This is a genomic window from Psychrobacter sp. UBA2769, from assembly GCF_002352555.1.
In the GTDB taxonomy this organism is placed as follows: domain Bacteria; phylum Pseudomonadota; class Gammaproteobacteria; order Pseudomonadales; family Moraxellaceae; genus Psychrobacter; species Psychrobacter maritimus.
This window is the reverse complement of sequence record NZ_DEIR01000024.1, coordinates 36,203-59,978: the sequence shown is the minus strand read 5'-3', so window position 1 is coordinate 59,978 and position 23,776 is coordinate 36,203. Positions and strand designations below refer to the sequence as shown.

At 42.1% G+C, this 23,776-nt stretch carries 19 protein-coding genes and 1 tRNA gene; 8 read left to right on the top strand and 12 right to left on the bottom strand.

The genetic code is table 11. The annotated features are described in order from the left end of the window. Window positions 1-27: 27 nt before the first annotated feature. The 5 genes from B3Q63_RS12630 to dinB all read right to left on the bottom strand — a co-directional run bounded on the left by B3Q63_RS12630 (window position 28) and on the right by dinB (window position 7,287). Window positions 28-1,113, bottom strand: coding sequence for an asparaginase (locus B3Q63_RS12630; RefSeq protein WP_296177336.1), 1,086 nt, complete (start codon window positions 1,111-1,113; stop codon window positions 28-30). A gap of 199 nt (window positions 1,114-1,312) precedes the next feature. Then, window positions 1,313-2,914: a FimV/HubP family polar landmark protein gene (locus B3Q63_RS12625; protein WP_296177333.1), complete on the bottom strand. Its 1,602-nt coding sequence runs from the start codon at window positions 2,912-2,914 to the stop codon at window positions 1,313-1,315. Window positions 2,915-2,965: 51 nt separating this feature from the next. Continuing rightward, window positions 2,966-4,627 carry a type IV pilus assembly protein FimV gene (locus B3Q63_RS12620; RefSeq protein ID WP_296177331.1) on the bottom strand — a complete coding sequence of 554 codons (1,662 nt, stop codon included), beginning with the start codon at window positions 4,625-4,627 and terminating at the stop codon, window positions 2,966-2,968. A gap of 111 nt (window positions 4,628-4,738) precedes the next feature. Further along, window positions 4,739-6,013, bottom strand: a complete 1,275-nt coding sequence (gene queA, locus B3Q63_RS12615; RefSeq protein WP_296177328.1) for a tRNA preQ1(34) S-adenosylmethionine ribosyltransferase-isomerase QueA — start codon at window positions 6,011-6,013, stop codon at window positions 4,739-4,741. A gap of 188 nt (window positions 6,014-6,201) precedes the next feature. Continuing rightward, window positions 6,202-7,287 carry a DNA polymerase IV gene (gene dinB / locus B3Q63_RS12610; RefSeq protein ID WP_296177325.1) on the bottom strand — a complete coding sequence of 362 codons (1,086 nt, stop codon included), beginning with the start codon at window positions 7,285-7,287 and terminating at the stop codon, window positions 6,202-6,204. Window positions 7,288-7,712: 425 nt separating this feature from the next. On the opposite strand from dinB, the gene B3Q63_RS12605 reads away from it, so the two are divergent. After that, a complete protein-coding gene (locus B3Q63_RS12605; protein ID WP_201565867.1) occupies window positions 7,713-7,958 on the top strand; it encodes a hypothetical protein in 246 nt (81 codons plus the stop codon). An 86-nt stretch (window positions 7,959-8,044) separates the two neighbouring features. Here B3Q63_RS12605 and maiA read toward each other — a convergent pair whose 3' ends face one another. Continuing rightward, window positions 8,045-8,683: a maleylacetoacetate isomerase gene (gene maiA / locus B3Q63_RS12600; protein ID WP_296177367.1), complete on the bottom strand. Its 639-nt coding sequence runs from the start codon at window positions 8,681-8,683 to the stop codon at window positions 8,045-8,047. A 196-nt stretch (window positions 8,684-8,879) separates the two neighbouring features. Here maiA and B3Q63_RS12595 point away from each other — a divergent pair, with 196 nt between their 5' ends. Next, a complete protein-coding gene (locus tag B3Q63_RS12595; protein ID WP_296177322.1) occupies window positions 8,880-9,752 on the top strand; it encodes an IclR family transcriptional regulator in 873 nt (290 codons plus the stop codon). A 67-nt stretch (window positions 9,753-9,819) separates the two neighbouring features. Here B3Q63_RS12595 and B3Q63_RS12590 read toward each other — a convergent pair whose 3' ends face one another. The 4 genes from B3Q63_RS12590 to B3Q63_RS12575 all read right to left on the bottom strand — a co-directional run bounded on the left by B3Q63_RS12590 (window position 9,820) and on the right by B3Q63_RS12575 (window position 14,316). Then, a complete protein-coding gene (locus B3Q63_RS12590) occupies window positions 9,820-10,395 on the bottom strand; it encodes a VOC family protein (protein ID WP_296177320.1) in 576 nt (191 codons plus the stop codon). A gap of 113 nt (window positions 10,396-10,508) precedes the next feature. Then, on the bottom strand, window positions 10,509-11,810 hold the full coding sequence (gene fahA, locus B3Q63_RS12585) for a fumarylacetoacetase (protein ID WP_414706354.1): 1,302 nt from the start codon (window positions 11,808-11,810) through the stop codon (window positions 10,509-10,511). Between the two features lie 191 nt (window positions 11,811-12,001). Next, complete coding sequence (locus B3Q63_RS12580) at window positions 12,002-13,198, bottom strand: aromatic amino acid transaminase (protein WP_296177317.1); 1,197 nt, start codon at window positions 13,196-13,198, stop codon at window positions 12,002-12,004. 188 nt (window positions 13,199-13,386) lie between these two features. Then, window positions 13,387-14,316, bottom strand: coding sequence for a LysR family transcriptional regulator (locus B3Q63_RS12575; protein WP_296177313.1), 930 nt, complete (start codon window positions 14,314-14,316; stop codon window positions 13,387-13,389). Window positions 14,317-14,476: 160 nt separating this feature from the next. Here B3Q63_RS12575 and hppD point away from each other — a divergent pair, with 160 nt between their 5' ends. From hppD to B3Q63_RS12545, 6 genes are all read left to right on the top strand, one after another. After that, the gene (hppD, locus tag B3Q63_RS12570) at window positions 14,477-15,577 is read left to right on the top strand and encodes a 4-hydroxyphenylpyruvate dioxygenase (RefSeq protein ID WP_201619496.1); all 1,101 of its coding nucleotides are present in this window, start codon (window positions 14,477-14,479) and stop codon (window positions 15,575-15,577) included. 290 nt (window positions 15,578-15,867) lie between these two features. Next, window positions 15,868-16,848 carry a phenylalanine 4-monooxygenase gene (locus B3Q63_RS12565; protein WP_296177309.1) on the top strand — a complete coding sequence of 327 codons (981 nt, stop codon included), beginning with the start codon at window positions 15,868-15,870 and terminating at the stop codon, window positions 16,846-16,848. 141 nt (window positions 16,849-16,989) lie between these two features. After that, window positions 16,990-17,334, top strand: a complete 345-nt coding sequence (locus tag B3Q63_RS12560; protein WP_296177307.1) for a 4a-hydroxytetrahydrobiopterin dehydratase — start codon at window positions 16,990-16,992, stop codon at window positions 17,332-17,334. An 88-nt stretch (window positions 17,335-17,422) separates the two neighbouring features. Further along, entirely contained in the window at window positions 17,423-18,847 is a 1,425-nt protein-coding gene (gene nhaC / locus B3Q63_RS12555) for a Na+/H+ antiporter NhaC (protein ID WP_296177305.1), read from the top strand. 249 nt (window positions 18,848-19,096) lie between these two features. Continuing rightward, window positions 19,097-19,801, top strand: coding sequence for a hypothetical protein (locus tag B3Q63_RS12550; RefSeq protein WP_296177303.1), 705 nt, complete (start codon window positions 19,097-19,099; stop codon window positions 19,799-19,801). A gap of 371 nt (window positions 19,802-20,172) precedes the next feature. Continuing rightward, window positions 20,173-21,837: a DUF6044 family protein gene (locus B3Q63_RS12545; protein ID WP_296177301.1), complete on the top strand. Its 1,665-nt coding sequence runs from the start codon at window positions 20,173-20,175 to the stop codon at window positions 21,835-21,837. Between the two features lie 468 nt (window positions 21,838-22,305). Here the strand turns inward: B3Q63_RS12545 and B3Q63_RS12540 are convergent. Together B3Q63_RS12540 and B3Q63_RS12535 are read right to left on the bottom strand one after the other, a co-directional pair. After that, window positions 22,306-22,392, bottom strand: a tRNA-Leu gene (locus B3Q63_RS12540). Between the two features lie 137 nt (window positions 22,393-22,529). After that, window positions 22,530-23,303 carry a ferredoxin--NADP reductase gene (locus B3Q63_RS12535; RefSeq protein ID WP_296177298.1) on the bottom strand — a complete coding sequence of 258 codons (774 nt, stop codon included), beginning with the start codon at window positions 23,301-23,303 and terminating at the stop codon, window positions 22,530-22,532. Window positions 23,304-23,776 lie beyond the last annotated feature (473 nt).

Genomic DNA, 23,776 nt, shown 5'->3' with positions numbered 1-23,776 from the left:
TATAAAGTACGCATATTCAACGCTAGTCTAACGTTTTTTGATAGTAGTGCCAGCTTGATTGACATTGTTGAGCCAACGTTGACGGCGTCTTGCCGGACTATCATAACGCAGTAAAAGCCATAACAGCCGTGCATAAATAGCGGGAATTGTTAAACGTCCGCCACTAATTACATGGTAATCATATTGCCAACTACCGGCAGCATAGCTCTCACTGACCCCGCCAAATGGAGACTGGCTAGCGCATACCACCATGTGGCCATTTTTATAAGCAAGTTCTAGTGCTTCTGCTAGCGCTGGCGAATAAGGAACGTTGCCTGCGCCGAAACCTAATAAAATAATCCCACAAGGCGGCTGTGATAATAATGCCTGTAGCTGATTGCTCATCACCTCAGTGTCGTTCGGCAGGCAATATAAGGCATGAATGCGCGCTTGTTTAGCACGAGCTTCAATATTGCTGACCAATTCCTGCTGATCATCTAGCCAGTGCTGGCGGCGGGTATCTGGTAAGCTTTTGATATAACTATTGGCAGGATAGGCCGCTCGAGAGTGACCGGTAAATGCCATCAAATCGTGGCTATGAATTTTTTGCACTGTCTGTGCCAGCCAAGACTCGCCGCCAAAACCAATCTTTATACCTGATTCACCAGCTGCCGCCAATTTTAATGAATCGGTGAAGTTATCCCAAGCATCGCTATTTGCGTCAATGGTGTAAGAGTGCAACACGTCACTGTCTAATAATGGGCGCATACTAGCGGTGATAACCACGCAAATATCACTACCAGCAAAAGCCTCTGCTAAAAACGCGCCTAAATAACTCAAAGTATCCGTACCAGTAATAAGCACAAACCGTCTGTCGCCTTGGGCATAGGCGGATAGCAAAAGCTGATAAAAATGTACAAAGTCACTAGGGGTAAGCTGGCTGCTGTCTTTAATTAAAGTATTATCAAGCCATGAAACCTGAGGCAGATTATTAGCATTATTTTGCTCAGCCAGTAGTTGTTGCAAGGTCGGCAAAAAAATATCTGCCGATAACGGTGCTAAGGGTCGCCCGTAGCTACCAAAAGTACCACCAGCATAAATGAGACGAATAAGATTGGAGCGTGTCTTTGTCATAATAGAGGAGGGCATAGTATTAGCACAGTGAAGAGAAATGAGAGCAGAAAGCGCCGCTAAGTTTTAGGGCGCATTCTAGCAAAAATAATGAGTAATGATAGAGTGAATGATAATAGAGAGTATCAAGCTTAAATGCAAAAAAATCAGCAAGTATTCTTAGGATAGTAGAATACTTACTGATAAGAGAAGGTGCTACTTGTTATGCAGTGCGATCTAGTAGAGTTTGCGCTAGGCTTTGTTGCTCCCTCGTACCTTGGCTTATGACTTCATTGAGTAAGCGTTTGGCACTATCATATTCACCCAGCTGTACATACTGACTGGCTAAGTCTAAGGTGACTTGATTGCTGTCTAACGTTTTGACGAAATCAAAGTCAGCTGCAAAGCGTGATGAGAAGTCTTCGGCAGTTTCAGCCTCAGTCTCAGCAGTAACTTCACTGTCAACATTGTTTTCAACTTCGCTTGCAAGGTCAACTGGCGTCGTCGCTGTTGGAGCACTTGTTAAAGAATCAAAGTCAAAATCATCATCAATCAGGGTATTTTCATCGAACGTAACAGTCGTTGGTGCAGTGTTAGAAGCTACTGTTTCATGAGGGACTTCATTTATTTCCTGCGCTGCATTGTCTTCAAAAGTAAAGTCATCAAAATTGTCTTCAGTAAGAATAGGCGTTTCACTTGATGGCTGTATTTCCGTCTCTGCTTCAACTGGTGCATTGAAAGTATCAATATCATTGATATTATCAACATTATCGAGAGATAAAGTAAGGTCTTCTTGCTCTAGTTGAGTTGCTTCTGTAGTGACTTCATCAACATCAGCATAAACGTTATCATCGCTAGCTTCAATTTCTAAATCTGCCAAATCTAAGACAAAGTCTTCATTGTCATCTAATGTAGTATCATTAGACGTATCATTAGACGTATCATTAGATAGAGTGGTAGTAGGCGCTTGCGTAGAGATATCTTGTGGCTCTGCTAAGTCGAAATCAAAATCAAAATCGGAGTCACTGACACTACTATCGCCACTATTATCATTTTCGCTTATAACAGCTGAAGCAGATAAAATTTCATCATCAGCGATATCTAGCTCAGTAACCGGTGTCATGCTAGTAGCGGCGGGCTCGTTAATATCGTTTTCTAAGTCATTCAGGCTCAGGTCAAAATCTTGCTCGATATTATCGAAATCATTAGAAATAGCTAAAGTGGTGTCAGAGCTGTCTGCTAAGTCGCTTCTATAGGCAGTAGGTTGAACCGCATCATCATCAAGATGGTTATCAATAATGGCGTTTTGACTGTCGACTTTGCCTGCAGGTATATCAAAATCAATACTTTCAAAACCTGCATCTTGGTCATTTTCAGCTGGTAGAGCATGTTTGGCTGCTTGATTTTGTTCTTCAGTCAGCAATGCTTTTAATTCATCGGCTTGAGCGATACTTTTTGCATCAGCATGAGTTTTAATAGAGTCATAAACTTTATTAAAGTTATCAGATTGATCTATTGTGGCATATATCGCAAGCAGCTTAAGAGATAATTGGCTATCATTAGGTTTTTCAATAAGACCGCGATTGAGCGTTTCAATGGCTTTGTCATAGCGCTGCTGATCCATAAAACGTTGCGCAATCTCAATAGGATTGAATTTTTTGTCATTATTGCTGTCGGCTTCACTAGGTGCTTCTTTAAGCGCAGTTTTTCCTGCCTTTACAATTGGCTGCCTTGATGGTTTTTGTGCTTTATTTTTACGCACGACCAAAACCGCTATTAGTACAATAAATACCAATCCGGCGATAATATATAGCATATTGTCCATAGTTACTCCTGCGCCCACGATCACAGCATAGTGCATTGATCGGTTAGGCAATTATTGATTGCGTAGTTTTTCGAGACGAGCTTGTAGCTCCGCCAGTTTTTGGTTTTGTAATTGCAACTTTTTAGTATAACCGCCAAGCGTGCTGTTGGTCTTTGATAAACGTTGAGCTTGGTCGGCGGTACTTTGTCGTGATGATTTAAGAATATCTAACACATCTGTGCTAAGCCCGTTGCCCGTTGCCATACCCGCCTTAGTTTTAGTGCCATCTGCGCTACCATCATGGCCAGGAGCGAGAACAGAAAACTGAGCGGTTGGCAGGGTTTGTGTTTTCTTTATAACCGGCTTCTCAGTACGCTTTGTCGCTTTAGCACTCTCAGTTTTTATTTTAGAGGCAGCTTTCGGTGCAGCAGGTTTTTTAACTATGGGTGTATTTGCTTTTCTATTAGGCTTTCTTTGCTCGCTGATAGCGGCCTGTAGCTTTTTTTGAGATGGCACGACATCATACTTGGGTAAACTTAACTGAGCATCGGCTTTTAGCTGATCCGCGTTTTTATTGATAAAGGCATTCGGGTTTTGTGTTTGAATCTCGTTCATGACGGTTTGTACATCAAGATTGTTTTTCTCTGCGATTTGCTGGGCAATGATCCATAAGTTATCGTTACGCTGTACTGTATAGTTAAACTCAGAGCTCGTGTCATTATTAGCAGAAGCTATACTAGCGCCTTTATCATTGGAACCTAGCGTAGATAGATTTCCAGAGGATAGGGTTTGCTGTGAAGCAATCTGGGTAGATGGGGTAGTGCTATAGAGATCTGCACCATCTGACTTGTTTTTAGCAGTTGGCAACGGGTTAACAGGTGTTGGCGTGGCAGCCATCATATTTGTGTTATTTGCATTGCTTGTATTGTTTGAAACGTTAGGCTGTATCTGACGGGTAATCTGGATATTCAAGATATCAAATTGATTATCCGTAAGCCCAGTAGCAGATGCACTGCCATCTAGATTTCCTGTTGCATGATTATTAGCATGATTGACAGCTGTCATCGTAGGATTGCTCTGCTTATCAGCATCATTATTCAAACGCTCATTATCTAAGCGACTATTCTCTAAGCTATTAGGAGAATATACCGTCGTAGTACTTTGCGTGGCAGGCGTGATAACGGCTGTAGGTGCCAATAATAATGGTGGCGGCGTACCCTTTTTAACAATTAACGGTTGCGCATTTGTGGTAGAAACCTCAGGTAAGTTCGGCTTTTTTGCGCCTGTAACGATATTTTGAGTAGGGGTAATCGGCAAGCTGTTATTTAGAGGCATCAGCAATGTCTTAGGAATAACATTGCGCTGAGTACCATCATTAATAGACAGCACCACATCTGCAAAAGGCTTAGAGACAGGTTTGGTCGTTGTGATAAGAACGTGGCCACTGGTGGCTGACGTCGGTTGGAAACGGACGGTCATTGAGTCAGTTGGCGTCAAACCCATTTGCTGATAAATAGTAGAGTTCGCCAAACTGGCTGAAAAATCAGCGGTTTTAATATCAGTGACCATAATACTGGCAGCTAAAGGTTCATGCTGCGCTGAAGTAATGACTGTCTTGCCAATGGTGGCAGCTTGGGCATGAGACATAAAAGCTGCATAGCCGACTGAATAAAGCAGCGCCATTGATACTGAGCGATGTACAGTAGTCAAGCGATGAGATAAGTGACAAGACATGTGCAGCCCTTTAGAGTGAGAGTTATCTGTGTTGTTATAACAAAATACTGTTTAGTTTACCAGTTTATTTCACCGCTGTTGTGAACAATGCATTAATTGTTTGCTTAATGTTTATTCTTGCAACTCAATCTTTTTATCAAGCAGCATGGCATCACCGTAGCTAAAAAAGCGATATTGGGTATTAATGGCATGTTGATAGGCCTGTTCGATAGCCGCTTTGCCTGCAAATGCCGAGACTAGCATCAATAATGTCGACTTTGGTAGATGAAAATTAGTAAACAGTTTGTCTATAACACCAAACTTAAACCCTGGATAAATAAAGATATCGGTATCACCCGCCCAACTAGAAAGCGCTTGTCCATTGACCGCTGTTTTTTGATACGCAGTCTCGAGCACGCGTGTGACCGTTGTTCCAATCGCAATCACTTGCTTACCATTGGCATGCGTTTGATTAATGAGGTCAGCGGTAGTTTGGGGCAGGTGAGCATATTCGCTATGCATGGTGTGATTGAGCAAGTTGTCTGTTTTTACCGGGGCAAACGTACCAGCACCAACATGTAAGGTGACAAAAGCGGTATTAATACCTTTGGCGGCAAGCTTATCTAACACGAGCTCATCAAAATGTAAGCTGGCGGTCGGTGCCGCGACGCTGGCAAGTTTGGCGGGGTCATGAAAAACCGTCTGATAACGGGTATTGTCAGTCGCATCGGCGTGGCGCTCAAAGTAGGGCGGAATAGGCAGCTCACCATAACGCTCTAAATCAGGCAAAATAGACGCCTCAAAAGCTAGAATAAATAAGTTATCTTGGCGACCAATCATCACAGCCTGCATATGACCGTCGGCAATCTGCAATCGTTGCCCAAGTTTGGGTGCTTTACTGGCTTTAACATGACAAAGGGCAATATGCTCTTGGCTAACGGTTGCACCGTCTGTCGTTTGTAAATGTAAGGTCGCGCCATCTAAATCTGATAGCTCAACCAAACGCTCAATAAGTACTTCTATCTTACCGCCCGTATCTTTTTGCCCAAACAAGCGCGCTTTCATGACTTTGGTGTCGTTAAAGACGATTAGGTCGCCCGTGTTTAGCAGGTCGGGCAGCTCAGAAAACTGTTTGTCTAAAATCTGACTGTCATTGTTTTTTTGATTGTTTTTAGCTACATATAGCAACTTTGATGCCGAACGCTGCGCCAATGGGTAACGAGCGATTAAGCTGTCTGGCAGCTCATAATCGTAATCATCAACACTAAGATAGTCTAAAACGTCATCATTCTTATTAATATCGTTATTTAGGTTTCTATCAGTACTGTTGTTGAAGTTTTTGTCGGTATTATTATTGGTCGTATCAGTGAGGTTAATATCTGGGTTTATAGGTTGAGAGTCAGTCATAGTCGGTCTTTCAATAGATAGAAGTTTCGAGGTAATTGTAGCAGAAATGCGGATATGAAAGAACGGTTTCCTAAGCATTAGCCGTTCATAAATGACGAATAGCAAATAAAATAGCCTAAGCAAAAACTTAGGGTATGACAAAGTTATGGCTTTGTTTCCAATAGCTTTGTTTGCAAAACTTTAATGACTTATTCAAATAAATTTAGCTGCGGCAGTATTTGCGTGGCGGGCGTTAACGAAGAAAAAGTCACACCGACAAGCCGGATAGGCAGCAGACGTGGAATATCTAAAAACAGCTTATCAAGCCAGTAATGGGCAGATTCGGCGCTATCAAAAGCCGTAGATAAAGTGTGCGAACGCGTGACTTGGGTAAAATCGGCGTATTTGATTTTAAGGGTAATGGTATAGGCGACTAGCTGCTTTTTATGCAGCTGCTCAAAAGCATCGGCGTTTTGCTCGTATATTTGTATACGTAGCTCATCATCGTGACTTAAATTGTCCCTAAAAGTGGTCTCAGAACCAACCGACTTGTGCGTACGCTGCGATTTAACGGGGCGTTCGTCACGGCCATGGGCGATGTCATGATAAAACTGTCCGCGTTTACCAAATTCATTGACTAAAACCGCAGCAGGGGTGCGCCGTAGGTCAGCACCGTTACTGATACCCATTGTATGCAAGCGTCTCGCTGTCGCTTTGCCAATCCCATGAAAACGCTCAATAGGCAATGTACTAATAAACTCATCCGCATCCGCTGGCGTGATCACCGCCGTGCCATTGGGTTTATTAATATCAGAGGCAATCTTGGCGAGCATTTTATTAAAGGACACGCCCGCAGAGGCATTGAGTCCTGTCTGCTCTAAAATTTGCGCCCGTAGCCAATTTGCCATTAGCGTGGCCGAGCCGTGATGCACGCTCAGTCCTGTCACATCAAGATAGGCCTCATCCAACGATAATGGCTCAACCTGCGGCGTCAAACTATGCATAATGCGGCGAATATCTTGACTGACCGCTCGATAGACATCAAAGCGTGGCTTGACAAATATGACATCGGGGCAACGTTTACGAGCTTCATAACACGACATGGCGGAGCGTACGCCAAACTTACGCACCTCATAACTGGCAGCTGCAACCACTCCGCGACCATTGGGGTCACCACCGACGACTAAAGGCTTGCCGCGTAGCTCAGGAAAGTCGCGCTGTTCTACACTGGCATAAAAAGCATCCATGTCAATGTGAATAATCTTGCGAGGGCTGGGTGTGATAAGAGCAGTCATAACCACTATTTTACCTGATTTGGCTTCTTAATTTTAGTCTCTGTTATTGGGTATAAAATCGTTTATAAGGAGATGAATACTACTGTTAAAATAAGGCGAGCAGGTAGCGCTAAGCACGCTAGCAGACGTTATGAATGGGATATTTGGCAAAATTAATCAGCTTCATTTAACGTTTATCCGAATATTCCTACCGTTTATCGGCAAGAAGTACTTTCGATGTTACAGTTTTGCTGCTATTGTTTTACAATAAAGTATCCAAAGAGGTTAGTGGCTGTTAAATGAGTACGACTTGATGATTTTATTTTTCAGCAGAAATGGATGTTTGTATAGCTCATGTCATGCTCATGGAACGAGCAATGATGCAAGGTATTAGCAGAAAGCCACTGGGTTTTTACTGATAGTACAGGATAGTTAGGGAGCTGGATATGAATGGTGAGTTAACAGGGAGCGATTTGACCCGCGCATTACTTAAACGTAGTGATAAACCAATATGGTGTGCGGTTGATGATGAAAGTGATGAACAAGCGATGATGGATCATGATGGTAATGATTTTACCGCCTATATCGTATCATTTAAAGATGGCTACTTTTATTGTAGCTGCGGCACACCTTGGGCATATGCAGTGCCAGTCAAGATAAGTGCAATCACGCAGTGTGAGGTGAACGTTTGAGTAGCATGGTAAGTAGTAAATCACCTATATAAAATAGCCTCATATTGTAGAGGCTATTTTTTTGTCAATAATAAGCGCTTAGTGCATTAGGTTGCATCAGGTTGAGCCATGGGATCGGCGTCAGCAAAGGCTTTTAGCGTGCGACAATGTGCGTCAATCTCGGCGATATTGGGATAAGCATTTAAGTCTACTTTAAAGCGCCGTGCCGACGAGACTTGCGGAATCAAATAACAATCTGCAAAAGTAGGGCTGTCGCCATAGCAGAATTTCCCACGGTTGTTATCTTGTGCTAAGCGTTTTTCTAACGCTGCAAAACCCTCACTTATCCAGCGATTACACCACTTAATAACAGCTTCCTCGTCTACCGATAGCTCATTGCGCAGATATTGCAAGATACGGCGATTGTTAATAGGATGGATATCACAGCCAATCATGGCGCTTAGCGCACGTACCTGCATACGACCGGCAGCGTCTTGAGGTAATAGCGGCGTCTCAGGATAAACCTCTTCTAACCACTCTAAAATAGCCGGGCTTTGAAACAACAGCAGATCATCTGCTTGCAATACAGGCACTAAACCTTGTGGATTAATGGCTTTAAACGCTGACTCAAGCTGCTGATCTTTTGCCAAGTTAACCGCGATATACTCATACGCTAAACCTTTAAGATTCATTGCGATACGAGTACGATGCGATGTTCCGCTACGAAAGTAACTATATAACTTCATCATTATCAATTCCCTTTATAATGGTAGGTTGTTTGTGTCATAAGTGGTTATAATTATTGATACCATGCTTATGTTATATAATCCAAATAAGTAATGTTAAGTCGTATTGTTATAAGTAGTACTGTTATGGGATTTCCATAAATAATACATTAACAAAGTAGACCATCAATTGAACAAACCACTAATTGAGCAAAACATGCCCGCATCTGAAAACCTAACAGACAATCCTACTAGCAATAAAAACCAAGGTGGCGTGCAGTCACTTGAAATTGGATTGTCAGTATTAGACGTTCTAATCAATCACAACGAGCCTATGATGCTAAAGGATATTGCGCAAAATGTGCAAATGCATCCGGCTAAGTGTCATCGTTATTTGGTCAGCCTTATTCGCAAAAATTATGCGCGGCAGCTGAGTGATGGTCGTTATGGACTTGGCGTGCGCGTTAATGCACTGGCAGCATTGGGGCAGACTGGGTTTAATCAAAACAATATCTTGGAGCGATTGACGCATATCGCCAATGAAATTAAAGATACGCTACACTGCGGCGTGCAAATTGCCAAATGGTTTAGTGAAGGTCCGATTATCATTCAATCGGTTGAGCCAGATAGCCCTATCAGCATCATCACTCGTATCGGCTCGCGTATGCCGCTAACAACGTCGGCAACAGGGCAATTATTTGCCAGCTATCAGCCAGATGCCGTTATCGAGCCGTTGGTGAAGGCGGAATGGCGTATAGAAGATAAAGCAGTCATCGCAGAAAAGTGGCAGCACTTTAACCAGATGCAAGCCAAGATTCGTACCCAAGGCTATGCTACGGTGACCGGTGATATGCTGATGGGAATTAATGCCATTACCATTCCAGTGATTGTGCCTCAATCAGCCAACACTGCTGCTATTCAGTCCACTGCCAATGACAAGTTATCTGTTAATAACCAATCATCTTTTGATAACTTGCCATTAGAATATGCCATTACTATCATTGGTACCACCGAGCAGTTGCCGATGAGTGAGCAATATAACGTGGTTGAGAAAATACTAGCAATCGCGCAGCGTTATCAAATAGCGTAGTCAAGACTCGCTACTTAACTTAGCTACCTGATAAAGTAAAATTTAACCATCCAATAAATTAGCGCTATTACTCACCTGCAGGCGCGACTTCTCGTGCTTGCGCCAGTTCCTCTGCATGTAAAAACTGAGTATGAGCGGGTGCACGCTTGGTACGCGACCATTCTTCTAACATCTCATATTTCATCTCTTCCGTAATCATCGAGACCTTTTCTTCTGAGGTAATATCATCGTAGGTGAGCTCCATACGATGGCCATTAGGATCAAAGAAATAGATAGAGTGGAAAATACCATGATTGGTCACGCCAACCACATCAATACCATTTGCTTCTAAATGCTTTTTTGCGGCCATTAACGCATCACGGTCTTTTACTTTCATGGCTAAGTGTTGTACCCAGTTTGGCGTATTGGGGTCAAAGCCCATTTCCGGTTGATTGGGCACTTCAAAAAACGCCAAGACATTGCCATTACCGGCATCTAAAAACACATGCATATAAGGGTCAAAGGCTTTGGTCGAAGGCACGTGATCTTCAGCGAATGCAAGGATGAAATCCATGTTTAGGTATTTTTGATACCATTCAACGGTTTCTTTGGCGTCTTTGCAGCGATAAGCCACATGATGGATTTTTTCAATTTTAAAGCTCATATCAAACTCCTTTTGATAGGGAATGCAGTGAGTAATAGGCTGCCAGTACCGATTGACTATAGGTCGATGGTTGCTTGGCAGCTCAAAACCACTGTGCTCACATTTTTTCTAGACTATTTATCAAAATCAAAGTTAAGCGCGGGCAGTACTTTGCCGCGTACTTCACCAAAGCCGACACGAATGCCGTCTTTTTCGCTATAGCCTTTCATGATTACTGTGTCGCCATCTTCAATAAAACTGCGGGTCTCGCCGCCTTTTAAAGTGACAGGTTTGGTCGCATTCCAAGCAATCTCTAACATTGAGCCATAAGAATCTGGTGTTGGTCCTGAAATCGTCCCTGAGCCCATCATATCGCCGACTTCTACTTTACAACCCGTGATGGTGTGGTGGGTTAGCTGCTGCGCCATTGACCAATACATATATTTAAAGTTGGTCTCACAAACCACCGTTGCTTCGTCTGCATTTTCAGGCAATAACTCGACTGATAAAGTGATATCAAAGCTGCTATCAGAGGCTTTTTCATTGAGATAAGCCAGTGGTTTTGGCTCTTGCGTTGGGCATGAGGTTTTAAAGGGTGCTAAAGCATCCATGGTCACAATCCAAGGCGATACTTCAGAAGCAAAGGTTTTGGCATTAAAAGGACCTAAAGGCACGTATTCCCATTTTTGGATATCACGGGCTGACCAATCATTAAGTAATACCATGCCAAAGATATGATCCGCGGCTTCATCGACTGCAATCGGTTGACCGATATTATTGCCTTTACCGACGACAAAGGCGGTTTCAAGCTCAAAATCTAGACGTTTACAAGGCGAGAAAATAGGACGGTCATCAGCATTGGGTTTTAGCTGACCCGATGGACGTATCACATCAGTGCCACTAACGATAACGGTGCTGGCGCGTCCGTTGTAACCGACTGGCATTTCAGTCCAGTTAGGCAGTAGGGCGTTATTTGGGTCACGGAACATAGTGCCAACGTTGGTCGCATGCTCTTTAGAAGAATAAAAGTCCGTAAAACCGGGCACTTGCACCGGCAGATGCATGGTGACGTCTGCTGGCTTAAACAAAGCTTTTTGCTGCAAGTCTGCATTGTCGCGCAAGGTATCATTGTCAGCAGACAATAGCATTTGAATGGTGGTGCGCGCCTTGGTCCAGTTGTCGCGACCAGAATCAATAAAGGCGTTTAAGGTTGGTTGATCAAAATACGGACCGTCAGCCAAACTTAATAACCCTTCTGCTTCGAGTACCGATAAGTCTAAAACGTGCTCACCGATAGCAACGCCAGCGCGACGGTTGTTATTACCAGTAGCGCCTTTGGTTTCACTAAAAATGCCATAAGGTAGGTTATGAATAGAAAAGTCAGAATCAGTGGCGATATCGATAAATGAGGTAAGGTCTTTGTCAATCGTTGACATGGGGAAGCTCCTTGCTAAAGCGCATATTGAATTACGTTATAATTAACTACTTACGTATAATGTAATTTATAGCCAAACAGATTGCAAGTTTTTTTGTGCAGTGTTTTTTAGAAAGTATCAGGTATAAAAAAAGGCTGAGTAATGACTCAGCCTTTTCATTCACATGATTTTTATGAAATCGCGTTAGATAATTAGTCTTTTAAGACGTCGACCATGGCATTGGCAACATAATCGATATTACTGCTGTTCAAGCCGGCAACACACATACGCGAGTTCGATACCATGTAGATACCAAACTTACTTTGGAGTTGTTCAACCTGTTCAGGCGTCAGACCTGTAAAGCTAAACATACCGTTTTGCTCAGTTAAGTAATCGAAATTACGATCAGAGATTTTCTCTTCCAATACTGATTTGAGCTTTAAGCGCATGGCTTTGATACGGTCACGCATCGCATAAACTTCGCTAACCCATTGCTTATGTAGCGCTTCGTCGTTCATGACGATATCGACCACACGACCGCCATGTGATGGTGGGCTTGAGTAGATGCGACGTACGGTCGCATTTAGCTGACCAAAAACGCGCTCAGTTTCGTCTACTGTTGGGCAAACGACCGATAAACCGCCGACACGCTCGCCATATAGCGATAAGTTTTTAGAGAATGAGTTACTGACAAACAGTGGCAGACCCATATCAACCGCTTTGCGAATTGCGTAAGCATCGCTGTCCATATCTTCGCCAAAGCCTTGGTAAGCGATGTCCATAAATGGAATCAGCTCACGCGCTTGAATGACGTTTAGGACGGTATCCCACTGCTCACGAGTCAAATCCATACCAGTTGGGTTATGGCAGCAAGGGTGTAATAAGATGACGTCGTCTTTATTTAAAGTCTCAAAAAAAGCAATCATCTCATCAAATTTGATGCTGCTGGTCGCTTTGTCGTAGTACGGATATTTACCGACTTCGACGTCAGAGCCTTCAAAGATAGCAATGTGGTTGCCCCACGTTGGGTCGCTGACGTAGCATTTAGACTGCGGGAACCATTCATGGATAAATTCTGCGCCTACTTTTAACGCACCAGAACCGCCGATTGTGGCGATGGTCGCAACCAAACCGTCTTGTAAGATTTGCGCGTCTTTACCAAACAACAATTCCTGACAACCTTTACGGTGTCCGGGTAAGCCGGCCATTGGCAAATAAGGACGAGGAGAGATGGGGTCTGCAATACGCTGCTCAGCCGTTTTGACACACTCAAGGACGGGCAATTTGCCATCCTCATCATAATAAACGCCCACGCCTAAATTGACTTTATCTGGGTTGGTGTCGGCGGCAAACTTGTCCATCAATCCTAAGATCGGGTCACCAGCATAATAATCGATACGTTCAAACATTTTTTTTCCTTACAAGGGAGATGAGTTAAGGCGTTAAAAAGCATAAACCAGTTTGGCGATTAACTCAACGTTAGATTCAGCGATACTGATTAATTAACGCATTTTTTTGTTTATTGGCAAATTTTTGGACAGATTTAAGCCTTTGCCAAACTTAAGTAATGAGTTGGTTAAAGAAGGCTTAAATACACTTAAATACTCTGTAAATCATCAAAGTGACTCGCAAAGTAAGATTGCAAGAATTGCTTAAAGGCAATGCTGGCGGGTGATAATGCCCGTGACGAGCGTTGGTAAATAAAAAAGCGGCGCATTTTGACCGGTTGTGCTAAGGGGCGCATCTGTAAGCCATTGGCGCTTACCCAATCTATCACCTCCGGCATATAAGGCAAGCACAAGGTAATGCCAAAACCTTGGCGGGTCATCTCAAGGGCGGTGGACATAAAGTTAACTTTATAGCGCGCTTGCTGGATATGGCTAGCAATACTTTCATCAAGCTCGGCGGTCACTTGCTCAATAAACGGCCCTTGCAAGGTAATGAGCGGAATGTCTACCAAGTCTTGCCAGACAACTTCTGATTTTTGCGCCAGCGCATGGCTGTCAGGCATCACCACACAAAACGGCAGCTGATATAACAAATCGGCGCTGATGTCATCCTCAGATTCCATAAAACCAAGCTCAGTCCCGACACCCAAATCTACCTCGATGTTTTGAATGTGCTCTAAAACATTTTCAGCTGAGCAATCAAGCAAAGACACGCTAATATCTGGATATTCTTTAGCAAACTGGGCAATAACCGCTGGCATGGAGGAAGCGGCAAATTGCGACACCGCAAGCCTAACCTGACCTTGTGCCAAACTTGTCAAACTACTGGCTTCATTTTCAAACAGCTGCATCTCATTTAAGATACGCCGCGATTGTGGCAATAAATGATGCCCGACAACGGATAAAGACAGCTGGCGCGTGGTGCGATCAAACAACACGATACCGAGGCTAGATTCTAGCTCTTTAATCAAACCACTGACGGCAGATTGGGTTAAATGCATCTGCTCACTGGCACGGGTAAAACTGCCATTGTCGGCAACGCTGATAAAAGCGGTCAATTGGCGAATACTGATATTCATAAGCAAACCTGATAAATAAATCAAAAAATACGATTAGTCTTATAAATCAAGCTAATCTAATATAAATGCATCGTCAATAAGAATTATTGATTGAAGTTATTTTTTAGCATTATATTTTTACTGTTTTTTATACCACCAATTGAAATTAAGGATGATTACAATGGCCGATTTATTTGAAAACCCAATGGGATTGCAAGGGTTTGACTTTGTTGAATTCGCCTCACCTCAACCACAAGCCGTCGCAGAGTTATTTGAGCAGCTGGGTTTTACCCATGTGGCCAATCACCGCTCAAAGGACGTGGCGTTATACCGTCAAGGTGATATCAACCTTATCATCAATCGTGAGCCAAAAAGCCAAGCCAGTTATTTCGTTGAAGAGCATGGCGCTGGGGCTTGTAGCATGGGTTTTCGCGTCAAGGATTCTAAAAAAGCTTATGAGCTGGCGATTGAAAAAGGCGCGCAGCCAGTAGATGTGCCAACAGGGGTGATGGAATTAAGACTGCCCGCTATCAAAGGCATTGGCGGTTCTCTCATCTATTTGATTGACCGTTTTAAAGACGGCGAGTCTATCTATGATGTCGATTTTGAATTCTTACCAGACGTTGACAGACGCCCTGTAGGTTATGGCTTTAAAGTCATTGACCACCTAACGCATAACGTTTACCGCGGCCGTATGGCGTATTGGGCAAACTTCTATGAGCGCATCTTTAACTTCCGTGAAATCCGTTATTTCGATATCAAAGGCGAGTACACCGGCCTGACCAGTAAAGCGATGACCGCCCCTGATGGCAAAATTCGTATCCCGTTAAATGAAGAGTCTAAGCAAGGCGGCGGCCAAATCGAAGAATATTTGATGCACTTTAACGGTGAAGGTATTCAGCATATTGCCTTAGCCAGTGATGATTTATTTGCCAGTATCGATAAGCTAAAAGCTGCCGGCATTCCATTGATGACCGCACCAAACGCGGCTTACTATGACATGCTAAGCGAGCGTCTACCAAACCACGGCGAGAATGTCTCTGAGCTGCAAATGCGCGGTATCTTGTTAGATGGCACCACTGAGGGTGGAAAACCACGTCTACTGCTACAGATTTTCTCTGAAACTATCTTGGGTAGCCCAGTATTCTTTGAATTTATCCAACGTAAAGGCGATTACGAAGAAGGCTTTGGTGAAGGTAACTTTAAAGCCCTGTTTGAATCAATTGAGCGTGACCAAGTCCGTCGCGGCGCGATTGGTCAGTCAGAGACCGAAACGCCGTAACTTAGTTCAACACCGTAACTTAGTTTAACACCGTAACTTAGTTTAAAGTTTATCTGTTAGCGCTGATATACAAGTGCTTATGTATCCATGCTTATATATCAGTGCTCAGAACAAGAAAATGGACAAGACGAAAGGATAACGTCTTGTCTTCATTAACCCTCATTATTACGACAGTCACTTTAAAGTATCGGTTCAGTTTAACTAAGATTAATTGAGTTTAACTGAGGTGGTTTAAGACAAGTTAATGATGCAAAGTTAATGTAACCCACGGTAATAAAAGGAATACAGGCATGGAACGCCTATCACAGACAACGTCTCATAGTAAAACCGTCAGTGCCAATAGTGTGGTTGTAACACCGCGAGCAGCTGATGGATCTCATCACGACCATTCAACTCATATAAAGCAGCCTTACGTCTCGCGTCAGCCAGACCGTCAGGGGCATATTCATTATAGTACCGATGAAAATGCCATGTGGCAGGCGCTGCTTGAACGTCAAGCCACGCAAATACCCAATCGTGCCTGCTCAGCCTATCTAGATGGCCTTAAAAAACTGAACTTGCCATCGACGCATATCCCGCAACTACATGATATCGATGAGGTGCTACAAGCGACGACTGGCTGGCAAACTGCGGCGGTTCCTGCGCTTATCAGCTTTGGTAAGTTTTTTAAGCTGTTGGCAAATAAATCTTTCCCTGTGGCGACCTTTATCCGTCGCTTCGAAGACATGGATTATATCGAAGAGCCTGATATTTTTCATGAAATCGTTGGACATTGTCCGCTGCTGACTCATCCTGCGTTTGCGGCTTTTAATGAGACGTATGGCAAGCTGGGTTTGAATGCCAGTAAAGAAGAAAGGTGGTTTTTAGCACGACTTTATTGGTTTACCATCGAGTTTGGCTTGGTTGGTAGTCGTCCTGACAATCGTCGTATCTATGGCGGCGGTATTTTAAGTTCGCCTTCTGAAACCCTTTATGCGCTGAGTGGTACTTCTGATAAGCAAGCAGAACATCAGCAGTCCCAATGTCAGTCCCAATATCAGCCACAATCCCAATACGAGCAAACCCATTACCAACAACCCGAATATAGAGCGTTTGACTTGCTTGATGTGCTACGTACGCCTTATCGCATTGATCATATTCAGCCGATTTATTATGTGATTGATGATTTGAATACGCTATTTGATATTGTCGATAGCGACATCATGGGCATGGTCAAGCAGGCGATGTCACTAGGATTGTTTGAACCCACTTATGCGGCAAAAAACTCCTAAACGATTGAGGGAAAGACTTAGTAGTATTTAAGAGGTTGCACCATTTATATGGTTCAGTACTAATGGTTTAGCACTGAAGTAATAGCGTCAACATGGACGTTCGTTTATTAAAAATAATAGTTAACATAAAAGGAAATTATAATGACTACATTATCACAAGCCAGCTGTGAAGCCTGCCGTATCGGCGCACCGACCGTTGACGATACGGAAGCGCGCGAGCTATTAACACAAATTCCTGAGTGGTCGCTGATTGAAGTCGATGGCATCAAGCAACTACAGCGCCAGTATAAATTCAAAAACTTTGTCACAGCAATGGCATTTGCCAACGAGCTTGCTGAGATTTCTGAAGCAGAAGGGCATCATCCGGGTATCTTGGTAGAGTGGGGCAAGGCCACCGTCACTTGGTGGTCACATAGCATTAAAGGTCTGCATCGCAATGATTTTGTCATGGCCGCTAAGACCGATAGCCTACTGGGTAAGTGGTGAGGGTAGCAATAATCATTGCAACTCATTAAACTTGTCAACCCAAAGCCAACCCCAACGCCAGAATCTACTGGCAAGCTAAGGATGTGTGATGCCGCCAAAAATACTAACCCAAATTTCACCGCAACTGGCGTTTATGATTTCTGCCATTGTCATCGCCATCATGGGCGTTACCATGATTGGCTTTGGCTGGGTGCCGCATTTATCATTGATACTCGCTATCTGTGTGCTACTGGCCATCGGTCTGTTCAAAGGTTTGAGCTTCGATGACATGCAAGCGCAAATGGCGTCTGGCGTCATGCGCGGTATCGGTGCGATTTATTTATTCTTCTTTATTGGTTTGATGGTCGCCGCTTTGATGATGTCTGGTGCCATTCCGACGCTGATGTATTTTGGTTTTCAGCTGATATCGCCAGAGTATTATTATATCTCAGCCTTTGTATTGACCTCTATTATCGGTATTGCTTTAGGCAGTAGTTTGACCACTGCTGCTACCCTTGGCGTAGCTTTTATTGGTATGAGCAATGCCTTTGATGCCAATGTGGCGATTGCCGCTGGTGCGGTGGTATCAGGAGCGTTTTTTGGTGATAAAATGTCGCCGTTATCGGATACTTGTACCATTGCCTCATCGGTTGTGGGTATTGATTTGTTTGAGCATATTCGCAATATGATGTATACCACTGTACCGGCTTGGATACTGACGGTGATACTGTTCTGGTTTTTCTCTGGGCAAACGGCTGGCTCGGACTTAAGTCAAGTGAGGGTATTGCAAGGACAATTAATCGAAAGTGGCTTGGTACATGGTTATGCTGTACTGCCTTTTGTCGTGCTAGTAGGACTGGCGATATTTCGCGTCAATGCCATTTATACCATCATCTGTACTATCGCTGCGGCATTGATTATTACTTACTTACATAGCTCGCCAAGCTTTGGTCAGTTGGGTGGTTATCTATTTGCAGGCTATGCCCCTGCTGAGTCATTAGAGCTGGGCGAGGTAGGCGGTATGCTATCGCGCGGCGGTGTCCAAAGCATGTTCTTTACCCAAGCGATTGTGATATTGGCGCTCAGTCTTGGTGGCTTGCTGACGGCATTGGGTATTTTGCCAGCATTATTATCAGGTATTAAAGACAATTTAACGACAGCAGGGCGTGCTATTTTTGCTGCTGCCATGTCGGCTTTAAGCATCAACGTACTTATCGGTGAGCAGTACTTGAGTATCTTATTATCAGGAACCGCCTTCCGAACGACGTTCGAGCGTTTAAACTTACACCCAAAAAACCTATCGCGTACCATTGAAGATGCCGGCACGGTGATCAATCCATTGGTACCTTGGAGTGTGTGCGGCGTGTTTATCAGCCAAGCGTTGGGCGTTCCCGTACTTGATTATCTGCCTTATGCCTTTTTCTGTTATTTATCGCTACTATTAACGATATTATTTGGCTTTACAGGAATAACCATTACGCGTAAAGATGGCACCAATGTCCGTAAGCACCAAAAAGCACAAGTTGCTAATTAACGATAGGCTATTTTAAAATAAATTGAGCTAGCATTAGCGGTCTAAAAAACCACTCTAACCCGATTAGAGTGGTTTTTTTTTGGCAATTTGAACCATTAAACGATATATCTAAAAGTGGCTGAATAAGAGATAATAGGTTATATAGATTTCTAATCACTAAATGAACAAGAAATGTGCATTTAGACACTACTAACGCTTTGTAGTCGCAGAAATCTTATACATTTTACTTAAATAAAAAGGCAGTCCTGCATGACCCATAATAATCCATATAACCTGATACCCTTGCAACCTACGGGCAGAAATGAGACCAATACTGCCAATACTTATTCACCTGAAGACATGATTAAGATTTACGAGCAGCAATTTCTGACCGAAGTGCCAGAAGATAAACTCACAGAATTCTTGCCTTTTTTAAAAGCTTTTTATGATATTGATAACCATACTTTAGATGTCAGCGCCATTATTTTCGATGCGATTGCTGACTCTTGCATTATTTATAATCATAAAGTCAAAGCTGGGCGTTATGAGATATTAGAAGGATTGGTAAAAGAAGAGATTGAAGCAGACGCAAGCGAAGTAGAGAGCGAAAGCGCTGAAGAGGAACAAGTACAAGCCTATACCCTAGAGTGTAAGCGTACTTTTTTTATTAATGATATAGAAATGCCTTATCATTTTAATTTGTTTATCCATGGCGATAGTTATTCTACCTTGACCAAGAGAGAGAGCTTGTTAGAAAAAATGTACTGGTTTGTCAGTGACAGCTTTGATGAGCAGTTATTAGATAACTCTGATGCTACAGAGGGTTTAGCATCTATTAATGAGCAACTGGCGAGCCTAGGTATTCGAGAAATGGATCTGACCACCATCCATGAGCTAGTGGACTATATAGAGGATAGCCTCATAGATGATGCCATGGCAGATGCGGTTAATAAGTTGTTGGATGAAGCCGAATAGCATTGAATATATCGTTTACTGTTAAAAAACGACCACGCTAAGCTAATTAGCGTGGTTTTTTTTGATAGGACAACCATTTCTAAAGAACAGGCAATAAAAAACCCTCGCAATCTATCAATTTTGAGGGTTTCGTATATGGTACCGGTGGTCGATACTATTAATTGAAATTAAGTAAGGGAGGGTAAAAATTACGGCTGTTTAGTTAATATATAAGCGTGTTAATATAGCAATAATCTATAACATTTAGTTACGTGTGATGCTTAAGCTATTTTAGTCGATATGTGTCAGTTTGAGTTCTAAATACAGATATACAGGGCGTATATATATTGAGACAAAACAACAGCCGCGTTATATTCTGAAGAGGAAGAGACATGGAAAACAAGGCTATATCTATCTCTTACAATGTATCTATACTAGCATTGCTTCTTTATTTCTTTTTGAATTTCAATGGCCTATATGTTGAGCATCATGATAATCTAGATCAACACTTTGGGTGGTATAAGCTGCTTTCGGACAATAATGCATGGTTTTTAGGTAATAATGAAAGTATTCCACATATGGGAGACATATCTCGCGGATTACTTTTACCGGAGACGCAGCTAGTAAACATAATTTTTATGATATTCCCCACTTTGCTAGGCCATTGCATATTAATATTAACAAAGTTCACTATAGGCTATTTTTCATTTGTAGCTTTATCTAATTATATACTTAGTGAGAGGTATCTTCCTAAGATATATATAGCCTTAATTTCAATTTCTTTTGCCCTGACATCGGGTAACGAAAACCTTTATATTGCTCAGGCATCGATACCCTTAATAGCTTATTTATATATAAAGTATATTAGAGAACAAAAGTTAATAATATTGGCCTGTATATTTTTCTATCCAATACTGTCTGAACTAACAAGATTTGGTATGTTCATACTCATCTTCATGAGTGTTCATTGTGCATATTTGTTGTACATTAAAGATAGAAAGTTGAAGAATAGTTTAGTCTCGATATGCGTACTATCAGTAGGCTACTTGTGTGTCGAGTACAGGTTGATATTGAGTATTGTTTTATCGAATGAAGATACTATTAGAAAAACAATGGTTACTGATTCTGAAGGGAACTTTATTACGGTTTTCGTATCTTCCTTTCTGAAAGGGCATTACCACTTTTCTAGTTATATATATGTATTTATACCTCTCGTTTTATACCTTATGTATTATATGTATAAGGAAAGAGTGGCTATCCCTAAAGCAGTGTACTTAATAGGTTTAATAATAGTATTCAATAGCTTCATATATGCATTATATACAACAACAGACGTACAGTATGTTTTCTGGGATATTGTAACCCCCCTAGCTGGTTGGGACTTTTCTAGGTTTATTTGGTTTAACTCTTTCCTCTGGCACCTTCTAATTTTAATACTGTTGTCCTATACATATATCATAGAAAAAAATAGAAAAGTAGTGCTTATACTGCTATTTCTTCAGGTCTTATTTACCGTTGTTTATCCAAAATATGGTAATGACTTTTATAAGACTATCAAGTGTAACTACTTAACTATATGTGAATACAATCTATCTTATAATGAGTTTTACAGTACAGATTTGTTTAGCTCTATAAAAACAGATCTTGAATACAAAGGTAATGAGAAGGTTATTGCTTTTGGTATTCATCCAAGTATTCTAGTTTACAATGGGTTTTATACTATGGATGGTTATCACAACGCCTACTATCAAAGCTATAAAGACAAGTTTAGAGAGTTAATCGAACCTGGGTTGGATATATCAGAAAAATATACATCGTATTATGATAACTGGGGGGGGAGGGCATATGTTTTTTCGGAAGAGGCAGATTATCCACCTCACAGAAAACCAAATACAAAGCCTATTGATCTACCGATAGATTTTAAGGTAGCTAGAGATATGGATATCAAGTATGTAATATCAAATGAGCCATTAATTATGAATGATGAGTTATACCTTAAGGGTACGTATAGTAGTTCTGCATCTCCCTACACAATAAGAGTTTTTGAGTTAAGATGATAAAAGGGAAGGTTATTAAAAAGTATAAAGCGAATCAAGATTAGCTTATTGCTAATAAGCAGTATGATCCTAAATTCATGACATTATAGAAGAGAAGAAACGTTTTAAACGTGATCTCAAGAGGAGCGAGACATTCTCAATAAGGAGGGATAAAGCGAAGCACTGCTTTGCCGCGACGCAAGACAAGAGCTGTGCTCGCAGTGGGACTAGAATTTAAAAGGGTTTAGGCTATAAATTGCCAATACAAGTGTGGTTTGATTATTATTGTAATGCTGCGATGAGCTGATAGGCTTACGTGCTTACATAACTGCCACCCCAATGTACATTTAAAAACCAGTGTACATGACAGTGTACTCAAAGTGCATGGATTGGGATAGACAAAGCAGGACAGTATAGAACACCAGATACAACAAAGCCCCTGATATCAGGGGCTTTGGCGGCTCTATAAGATAGTATAGAACTAGGTATTGGTACCGGTGGTCGGACTTGAACCGACACGCTTTTAAAGGCAACGGATTTTGAATCCGTCATGTCTACCAATTCCATCACACCGGCGTGTTAGGTGATAAAGTTTATATTGCAAAAGATTATCGAATTGGGCTACAGGGTTAACTCTGTATAGGCTGCGTATTATAGCAGGCTATTTTTGGCCGTCAAGAATTATTTATCATATTTACGATAAAAATTCATTTTTAACCAACGAAGGCACGTTCAACCACATAATCTGCCTGTACACCCATGCGTGGAGAGACGGTCAGGCCAAAATCATCTAAAATCGTTGACACTTCAGCGTTAAACGGCATACTACCGCAAATCATAACGCGGTCATCCTCTTTATTCATCGGAGGCAGACCGATATCTTCAAAGAATTTGCCCGATTTCATCAGGTCAGTGATACGGCCAGTATTTCTAAACTCTTCGCGGGTGACGGTAGGGTAATAAATGAACTTTTTACGGAAATCTTCACCAAAGATTTCATCATTTGGCAGCTCTTCTTCGAACATCTCGCGATAAGCTAAGTCTTTGACCTGACGCACACCGTGTACCAAAATGATTTTTTCAAAACGCTCATAAACTTCAGGATCACGCGCTAAGGCTAAAAATGGCGCCAGCCCTGTACCTGTTGACAGCATATATAAATGCTTACCCGGTAATAAATCGTCCAGTACCAAAGTGCCTGTTGGTTTTTTACTGACCAATAGCTCATCGCCAACTTTAATATGCTGCAGACGCGAGGTTAATGGACCGTCTTGTACTTTAATAGAGAAAAATTCCAAATGCTCTTCGTAGTTAGGGCTGGCAATCGAGTAAGCGCGCAGTAGCGGTCTACCATCGACAACGATACCAATCATCGCAAACTCGCCATTACGAAAACGTAAACCGTCGTCGCGGGTGGTTTTGATGCTAAATAGTGCATCGTTCCAGTGATGAACCTCTGTGACCGTTTCGGTGCGGAGTTTTGACATAAAGCCCTCGTTAGTAAGTGGTAATGTGTAGTCGCCAATTAAAATATTTTTGGGATAAAAATATTAATGGATTTAACGTTATGCAAAGTATTAATAAAATAAAGCGTTTATTCAGTCAGACTAGCAAATGCAAGCTGCAAAAAACCGTTATTTTAACATTATTATCAGGTTTTATAAGACGTCAGGTTTTACTAAATGACAGCCCTGCCTATAACCGTAAATGCTGACGCCGTACTTTATGAATGCAGGTCTATGAATACAGGTTTGTGAATCCTGCTATATGAATGCAAGCCATTCTCAATAAATTTCTCGCTCATCATAACAAACTTTAAAGTAAAAATCCGTCTGGCTGCCTGTCTGTAGCATGATAAAATGGAATATCGTTAGCGAATAATTTTCTATGATTGGCGCGTGCCATTTATTATCAGCCATTTATTTTTTGGGATTGGATTTATGACTTGTCAGACTACGGC